9 protein-coding genes are annotated in these 8505 nt (G+C 61.9%); all 9 read left to right on the forward strand.

Annotation, left to right across the window (positions count from 1 at the left end):
• Nucleotides 1–125: 125 nt before the first annotated feature.
• Nucleotides 126–1358: a PotD/PotF family extracellular solute-binding protein gene (locus tag ACILRN_RS13880; protein ID WP_395689251.1), complete on the forward strand. Its 1233-nt coding sequence runs from the start codon at nt 126–128 to the stop codon at nt 1356–1358.
• On the forward strand, nt 1358–2341 hold the full coding sequence (locus ACILRN_RS13885) for a GntR family transcriptional regulator (protein WP_395689235.1): 984 nt from the start codon (nt 1358–1360) through the stop codon (nt 2339–2341). Before ACILRN_RS13880 ends, ACILRN_RS13885 begins: the two co-directional genes overlap by 1 nt.
• Before the next feature lie 238 nt (nt 2342–2579).
• Nucleotides 2580–3653, forward strand: a complete 1074-nt coding sequence (locus ACILRN_RS13890) for an ABC transporter ATP-binding protein (RefSeq protein ID WP_395689237.1) — start codon at nt 2580–2582, stop codon at nt 3651–3653.
• A 6-nt stretch (nt 3654–3659) separates the two neighbouring features.
• Nucleotides 3660–4541 (forward strand): ABC transporter permease, encoded by an 882-nt coding sequence (locus tag ACILRN_RS13895; RefSeq protein ID WP_395689239.1) that lies wholly within the window; start codon nt 3660–3662, stop codon nt 4539–4541.
• Nucleotides 4542–4545: 4 nt separating this feature from the next.
• On the forward strand, nt 4546–5397 hold the full coding sequence (locus ACILRN_RS13900) for an ABC transporter permease (protein ID WP_395689241.1): 852 nt from the start codon (nt 4546–4548) through the stop codon (nt 5395–5397).
• Complete coding sequence (locus ACILRN_RS13905) at nt 5394–6116, forward strand: SDR family NAD(P)-dependent oxidoreductase (RefSeq protein ID WP_395689243.1); 723 nt, start codon at nt 5394–5396, stop codon at nt 6114–6116. Before ACILRN_RS13900 ends, ACILRN_RS13905 begins: the two co-directional genes overlap by 4 nt.
• Nucleotides 6113–6865 (forward strand): SDR family NAD(P)-dependent oxidoreductase, encoded by a 753-nt coding sequence (locus ACILRN_RS13910; RefSeq protein WP_395689245.1) that lies wholly within the window; start codon nt 6113–6115, stop codon nt 6863–6865. Before ACILRN_RS13905 ends, ACILRN_RS13910 begins: the two co-directional genes overlap by 4 nt.
• Before the next feature lie 42 nt (nt 6866–6907).
• Nucleotides 6908–8134, forward strand: a complete 1227-nt coding sequence (locus tag ACILRN_RS13915) for a PotD/PotF family extracellular solute-binding protein (RefSeq protein WP_395689248.1) — start codon at nt 6908–6910, stop codon at nt 8132–8134.
• A 69-nt stretch (nt 8135–8203) separates the two neighbouring features.
• A partial coding sequence (locus ACILRN_RS13920; protein ID WP_395689249.1) for an ATP-binding cassette domain-containing protein occupies nt 8204–8505 on the forward strand: 302 nt, incomplete at its 3' end.

The following is an 8505-nucleotide window of genomic DNA, read 5'->3' on the forward strand; positions in this document are numbered from 1 at the left end:
GCCCCCCCGGACGCGCGAGTTTGCAAGCGCGCCGCCCGCCGCAGCTTGGCGAGCATACGGAGGCGATCCGCGCCGAGTTCGCAAAGCGCGGGATTGAGGCCCCGGGCGTGGAGTGATACGGAGGCATTATGTCGTCCACTTCTCGCAGCGGCTTTCCTGCACCGCCACGCATCGAGCGGCGCGTGTTGCGTGTGCTCGGCACCGAGATCACATTGCTCGACCAGGTGCGGCGCAAGGCCGAGGCCGATCTCGGCTTCACCATCCAGTTCGAGGTCCTTGACTTCATCAGCTGCCAGCGCCGTGCCGCGATGGAGCCCACGGCTTATGACATTTATGACCAGTGTTTCCACAACCTCGACATTGTCTGGGCCTGGGGCTCGCTCCGGCCGATCGATACCGAGCGCATCAGCAACTGGGGCTTGCTGAGTGGATTGACGCGGGAAGGCGGCATCAGCCGTTATGCCTGGCGCGGCCATGGCGATGCACCGGTACGCAAGCTCTATGTCCAGCCAGGCGAGCAGCTGGCAGCCGCCCCGTCGCGCTACATCAGCATGCTGCCCACCGTCCACAATATGGATTCCTTCGGCTATGACGCGCGCGTGTTTGGCAGGCCGGAGGGTGGGCGGGACAGCTGGGCGTGGTTGCTCGACCCGCGCGCCAAGGGGCGGATCGCGCTCGTCGACGAGCCCGCCATTGGCATCTTCGATGCAGCCCTTGCCGCCGAGGCGGCTGGTGAATTGCAGTTCCGCGATATCGGCAACATGACGGTGGCCGAGGTCGATGCACTGATGGCCTTCCTTAATGACCGCCGCCAGAAAGGCTATTTCTGTGCGGTGTGGCGCAGTGCCGAGGAGGCGGCAGAGCTGATCCGCGCCGATCTCCTATCGGCGCAGAGCATGTGGTCGCCCGTCTATGGTCAGTTGGGTGAGATGGCGCCCCTAGTGGTGGAGGCGGCGCCTATCGAGGGCTACAGGGCCTGGCATGGCGGCATGAGCCTGTCGCGCCACCTTTCCGAGTCGGCTCTCGACATGGGCTATGATTATCTGAACTGGTGGCTCTCGGGGTGGCCTGGCGCGGTGATGGCGCGGCAGGGCTATTACATGTCGGTGCCCGAGCGTGTGCGCGAGGTTCTGCCAGCAGCCGAATGGGCCTATTGGTATGAGGGGGCGCCCGCGGCCGCCGACCTTCCTGGGCCAGCCGGCAATGTCGTGGTGCGGGCGGGGGCGCGGCGTTCTGGCGGATCCTACTGGGAGAGGGCTAATCGCATCGCCGTATGGAACACCACCATGGATGAGCATAACTATGCAGTCCGCGCCTGGGAGAGTTTCGTCGCCGGGGTGCGGAGCGGAGCCCCGTGATGCAGCGCACCGCCAATCTGCCTGGTCTGCAGCGTCGCTATGAGCTGATCACCCGCGTGCTGCGCCAAAACATTCTGTCGGGAAGGCTTCCGCGTGGCATTGTGCTGCTTGAAGGCCCCATCGCAGAGTTGATGCAATCGAGCCGGGCGCCAGTTCAGGCCGCATTGCGCATTTTGGAAGAAGAGGGGCTGATCCATCGCTTTTCTGGCCGCGGCTTTCTCGCTGGGGCTCCAGGTGAAGCCGTAGAGCCGCTGCGCCAGGATATTCGCGAACTCGACTTGCAGATTGGCGTTGAAATCGACGAGGCGCTGCAGAGCCGTGGCACGTGGGAGCTGGTCTATGACCAGGTAGAGCAGGAGGTCGCCTCCTGCCTGATCTTTGGTGAGTTTCGTATCGTCGAGACCGAACTGGGCGAGTACCTGGGGGTGAGCCGCACCGTTGTACGCGATGTGCTTAGCCGTCTTCACGAGCGTGGGCTGATCCGCAAGAACCAGAGCTCACACTGGATCGCGGGGCCGCTCACCGCACAGGCGGTACGCGAAAAATTCACTGTTCGCGCCATCCTGGAGCCTGCCGCGCTCCGCATGGCTGTGGGCCACATCGACTACCAGGAAGTGGATCGGCTCTCTCGCCGGCTCTCATCCGGAGAGACGGTCGACGGCGAGGATCTGGAGGAGGCGCTCACCCGGCATTGCCTTATGCGGGTTCCAAATCGCGAACTGGTGGAACTCATCGGCAACAACCAGCTCCTGCTCAAGGCGGCGGGCAGCGCTCTGACCCGCCTAGGCTTGCCACCAGACCGTATCGCTCTTGGGGAATATCGGACGCTGTTCGACCTTATTTCGCGTCATCTCGTTGATTCTGCTGCGGAGTACCTCGCGAGCCACCTACGCGCCCTGTCGGACAAGAACCTGGCCCGGCTGAAGATTGTGGCCGTGATCAGCCAGCCATCCGATCTGGCGCCTTATTTGACACCGAAGTAAAATGGATTTTGAATTCAATAGACGTAAATCAATTGCCCTATTTCAAGGCAATTGGCGTCGTGAACCGCTGCAATGGGCTGATTTCTTTTCCTCTTGCATACGTTAGACAATTTTGATTATATTCAAGCTTGAGTGTTTATAAGCGGCGGCACCCCTGTGTTCGTGGCTTCATAAAAGCTTGTTCGGGGAGGAGGGCCGCGTGGATCACCGATGGAATATCGGGGCGCGGAACAGATGAATGGCAGACCACTCGGCAATATTCCGTCTTGAGGGTATCTCCAAGAGCTACGGCAACGTGGTGGCCCTGCACGATGTTTCTTTGTCGGTGGCAGGCAACGAGTACATCTCTCTGCTGGGCCCCAGCGGGTCTGGAAAATCCACCCTGCTGAGGGTGATTGCCGGCTTCGAGGCGCCGGATCGTGGGCGGGTATATTTCGAAGGACGCGACATCGCCGCCATGTCGGCCCACGAGCGCGATATCGGCTTCGTGTTCCAGAACTTTGCTTTGTTTCCCCACCTCACCGTTTTTGACAACGTGGCCTTCGGGCTCGTCAACGGCAAGGCGCCCCCCGCCGCCGCCGAGGTCGAGAAGCGGGTGAAGGAGGTGATCGCGCTTGTCGGACTCGCCGGCATGGAGGGCCGCGGTGTCCATCAGATCTCGGGCGGCCAGAAACAGCGCGTCGCGCTGGCGCGCACCTTGGTTATGCGTCCGAAGCTCGTGCTTCTTGACGAGCCTCTGGGCGCGCTCGATGCAAACCTTCGCCATCGCATGCGCAACGAATTGCGCGCCATCCGCGAGAAACTGGGCGTCACCTTCCTGCACGTAACAGGAAGCGAGACGGAAGCCTTGGCCATGGGTGACCGCGTCGTGGTGCTTGACCGTGGGCGCATCGCGCAGTTTGCGCGCCCCGATGAGGTCTATTCCGCTCCCGCAAGCCCTAACGTGGCGCATTTCCTTAATCGCTACAACATTTTCGAGGGCACGCTGCGTGGCAGGAATTTCGAGGGGCCATTCGGAAACCTCGCCGTTTCGCATGTCACAAGGTCGGATCGTACAGCCTACGCCGTGCGCTATGATCGCATGCGCGTCGAGCCTGAAACGGGCCACGCGGACGGGCCAGGGTTGCCGGCGACCTATGTGGCGAGCGAATATCTCGGTTCTTCCGTGATGTATTTTTTCGAGACCGACAAGGGACAAGTGGTCGAGGTGGAGCACCATTTGAGCCTTGGCGAGCCCAGGAACTACGAGCCGAAAGCACGCTACATGCTCAGATGGAAACCCGAGGACGCAATCGCTTATGGCCAGGGATAGGACAAGATGAGTGCGAGCGTCGCAGCGGCAGATGCGCCGAAAGCCCGGCGCAACAACAGCTGGTGGTTGATCGCCCCCGGCGTCATCTGGATGGCGCTGTTCCTGGTGGCTCCTATCCTGCTCATCATCTACGTCTCGTTCTGGACTCAGACAACCTTCAAGATCGAGCCTGCGCTCACCCTGCAGAGCTGGAAGACCTTCTTTGGCTCCGACACCTATCTCGCCTCTCTGTGGACGACGCTGCGCATCTGGCTCATCGTGCTGGTGACCACCTTTGTGATCGGTTATCCGACTGCGCTGTTCGTGGGTCTCTTCGTCAAGAACAAGACGCTCTCGACTGTGTTGCTGGTCATCTGCGTCATCCCGTTCTGGACGTCCTTCCTCATCCGTGTGCTTGCCTGGCGCCCGATGCTCGGCAAGGAAGGCGCCATCAACATCATTCTGCAGAAACTTGGCATTATATCTCAGCCGATCGAAGCGCTGCTCTTTACCGAGCTTTCCGTGGTGATCGGCATGACGCAGATCTACGTCGTGTTCATGGTCGGACCCATCGCCTTCATGCTGGGCCGCATCGACCCCAACATCATCGAGGCCGCTCGCGATCTTGGAGCCGGCTTCAGCCGCATCTTCTGGAAGATCATCTTTCCGTTGAGTTTGCCCGGCGTCGTCGTTGGCGCCATCTTCGTCAGTGTCATGGTGCTCGGCGAGTTCGCCACCGCGGCAGCGCTGTCCGGGCGCAAGGTGAATCTCCTCGGCAACATCATTGTCACCCAGGTGGGTTCGCTCAAATGGGCGCTGGCCTCGGTGGTGGGCGTGATCCTGACCATCGTCATGGGACTGGTGATCGCCGGCTTCCTGCGTATCGTCGATCTGAAGCGGGAGCTCTGAGATCATGGAAGCCCGCGTCCTCAAGCCCGTTCTTGCCGTCTACACGCTGCTCTTCATCCTCTTCCTTTATGGCCCGTTCTTCGTGCTCGCCATATTGTCCTTCCAGCAAGGGCCCGAAGGCGGGCCGCAGTTCCCGATCATCGAATGGTCGACCTACTGGTATCGCCACATCTTCGGGCTTGTGCCGCCCTCGCGCATTGCGCCGCTGCCGCTGGGCGAGGCGCTGTTCCGCTCCCTGACGCTCGCCTTCATGACCATGGTCACCTCCACCGTGCTGGGCGTGATGTCGGCGCAGGCCTTCCGCCGCAAGTTCAGGGGATCGGGCTTCATCTTCTATCTGATCGTTCTCGGCATGATGGTGCCGGGGGTGCTGACGGGCCTCGGAGTGTCGCTGCTCGCCAACAATGTTCTCGGCATCGAACGCCACTGGTGGAGCACGGCCTTCGTCACCCATGTGGTCTATACCTTCCCCTTTGCATTTCTCGTTATGCTGGCGATCCTCAACCGGTTTGATCCTTCGGTCGAGGAGGCTGCCTGGTCGCTTGGCGTTTCACCCTGGAAGACCTTCCGGAAGGTGACCTTTCCGCTAATCTTCCCAGGCGTGCTCTCGGCCATGCTGTTTGCCTTCACGCTCTCCTATGATGAATTCTCGCGCACGCTGTTTGCCTCGGGCCGCGACCAGACGCTCCCGCTTGCCATCTACGGAACCTTCTCGGTTGAAATCCATCCGAATGTCTTTGCCTTCGGTGTGCTGACGACGGTGTTCTCCTTCGCGCTGCTCGCGGTCTATGCGATCCTGATGGGCCTCAGCGTGCGCCGCGCCAAAAGGGTTGCCATGCAGGAGGATATCGCATGAAGAATGCGATCGTCACCGGCGCGGGGTCAGGCATCGGGCGTGCCATAGCGCACAGGCTCGCGCGCGAAGGTTACAACGTCGTGGTGAACGACATGCGCCCCGAGGCCGCAGGGGAGATTGCCGAGGAGATTGGCGGCAAGGCCATCGCTGTGGCTGGCGATGTCTCGCTGGAGGCAGATGCAAGCCGGCTGGCGGCCGCCTGCACGGAGGCCTTCGGCGCCTGCACTCATCTGGTGAACAATGCAGGGCACGTGCACCAGGCGCGCTTTCTCAACCTCGATCCTGCCGATTTTGACCGCATGTTCGCGGTGCATGCGCGCGGAACCTATCTCTGCATGCGCGCGGTGTTGCCCGGCATGATCGTCAGAAAGCAGGGTGTCATCGTCAACATCGCATCGCAGCTCGGTCAGATTGGTGGCGTGGACCTGGTGCATTATTCGGGCGCCAAGGCGGCGATCATCGGAATGACAAAGGCGCTGGCGCGCGAGGTGAGCGCGGAGGGCGTCCGCGTGAACGCCGTGGCGCCTGGTCCCATCAACACCCCGCTGGTCATGGCGCTGTCGGACGACTGGCGCAATGCCAAGGCCGCCGGTCTGCCGCTCGGCCGCTTTGGCGAGCCCGACGAAGTGGCCGCCACCGTCGCCTTCCTGTGTTCGCCCGAGGCCTCGCTCTTTGTCGGCCAGACGCTCGGGCCAAATTCCGGAGACGTGATGCTATGACTTCGACCGTTCTCATTACAGGCGCGGGGATCGGCATCGGCCGCGCTACCGCCAAGGCCTTTGCCAAGGCGGGCCATCACGTGGTGGCGACCGACATCCTCGAGAAGGAAGGAAACGGTCTTGTCGCCGAGATCAAGGCGGCAGGCGGTTCAGCCGAGTTCCACCGTCTTGACGTGCGCTCAACCGAGCAGGCAGATGCAGTGGTGGCCGCCGTAGAGAAGTCGCACGGGGCGATCGGCACCATCGTCGCCAATGCCGGCATCGCGCACAAGGTGCCACTGCCCCAACTCACCGACGAGAAGTGGGACTATACGTTCGACATTGATCTGAAGGGCATCTTCCGCGTCGTGCGTCCGGCCCTTCCCGCCATGAAGGCTGCCGGGAGGGGCTCGGTCATCGCCGTCTCATCGATCATGGGCGTCGCTTATGGCTGGGATGAGCACGTGCATTATTCTGCCGCCAAGGCCGGCGTCGTCGGTCTCGTGCGCGGTCTTGCCGTCGAACTTGCGCGCGAGGGAGTTCGCGTCAACGGCATCGCTCCCGGTTATATCCGCACCGCGCAACTCCTCTCGAAGGAGCACTCGCTGGGGCCCGATGCCGACAAGGCAGGCGAGTTCATTCCCATGGGCCGCATCGGCGAACCTGAGGATATCGCTGATGTGATCCTATTCCTTGCTTCCAACGCCGCACGCTACATGACTGGGCAAACGGTGGTGGTTGATGGCGGCCTTCTCGTCGGCCGGTACTGATGAGACCTGTAGACTATTCGACAACACAAGGAGGAGACTAGAATGCGTCAATATCATCTATCCCGTCGCCGCTTCCTGCAGGGAACGGCTGCCGGGCTTTCGGTCGCTGCCGGCGTGCCGCTGGCGCCTTGGGGCGCGCAGCAGGCCTTCGCCGCCAGCCTCGCCGATCAGGAACTCCGCACGGTCGGCCTGTCGGTGACGGTGCAGGAGCGCATCCTGAACGACTTCAAGGAAAAGTCGGGCGTCAAGGCGGTGTCGGGCAAGGCCGATATCTTCCCCAACACTCAGACGGAACTGCTCTCGGGCTCGACCGCCTATGACTGCTGGGAAACCATCGGTGAGCGCCTGCCCGCCGTGATCGCGACTGACAAGATCCAGGCGATCCCGACGGCCTCGCTCAAGAACTGGGCCAACATCCGCGATACCTTCACCAAGGGCTCGGACAAGTGGGAGAAGAAGGCGCAGATCGTCGGCCAGATCTGGAAGGACGAGGCCCAGACCGAGCTGTGGATGGTTCCAACCGTCTACAACTATGACTCGATCGGCTACCGCCCCGACCTCGTGTCGACTGAGGAAGCCTCGACCTGGACGGCGCTGTTCGATCCCAAGTTCAAGGGCAAGACCGGCCTCAACGTCGATCCGCTCATTGCCTTCGGTCAGGCCGTGCTCGCCATGAATGCCATGGGCATGCTCAACGTGCCGAACCCGGGCAACCCGGACAAGGCCGCAATCGACGAGGCCTCGAAGTTCCTCATCTCCAAGAAGAAGGATGGCCAGTTCCGCGCTCTCTGGGGCGACTTCGGTGAACTCGTCAACCTGCTGGCCTCGGGCGAGATGATCCTCGCCGATGCCTGGCAGCCTGCCGTCATGGCGGTGAAGGCTCAGGGCGTGCAGTGCTCCTACGCCACGGTGAAGGAGGGCTACCGCGCCTGGACGATTGGCAACTCCGCCATCACCGGCACGCCAAACCTCGACGCCGTTATCGCCTACTCCGACTACTGGCTCTCGGGCCCGCCCGCGATCACAGTGTCCGAGCAGGGCTATTACTCGCCGACGACGAACATCAAGGACGTCATGCCGGCCGAGAAGTATGCCTTCTGGTACGAGGGCAAGCCCTGGGTGGGCGCTCCCGACCGCGGCATCAAGGAAGGCGATCTGCGCGACGGCGGCTCGCTCGAGACGCGGGCGGCGAACGTTGCCTATTGGCATCAGTGGCCCGACGAGTACGACTATCTCATGCAGAAGTGGGATGAGTTCCTCTCGGCCTGATCCGGAAATTGCCGGCCGGGGCGCATGCTCCGGCCGGTCGCCACCTCATCCCCAAAGGTTTCTCAGCGCGTGACCTACGACCTGCAGCTTTCTCGAGTCGGCAAGGTTTTCGATAATGGCACTGCCGCCGTGATCGACTTCAACCTCGATGTGGAAAAAGGCGAGTTCATCGCTTTTCTTGGCCCCTCGGGTTGCGGCAAGACCACGACGCTGCGAATGATCGCGGGCTTTGAAACGATCAGCTCCGGCGACATCAACATTCGCGGCAAGCGCATCAACGACCTGCTGCCCGAACAGCGCCCGACCTCGATGATTTTCCAGAACTATGCGCTGTTCCCGCACATGAGCGTGCGCAAGAACGTTGGCTTTGG

It is taken from the genome of Aestuariivirga sp., from assembly GCF_044238155.1.
Lineage (GTDB): Bacteria > Pseudomonadota > Alphaproteobacteria > Rhizobiales > Aestuariivirgaceae > Aestuariivirga.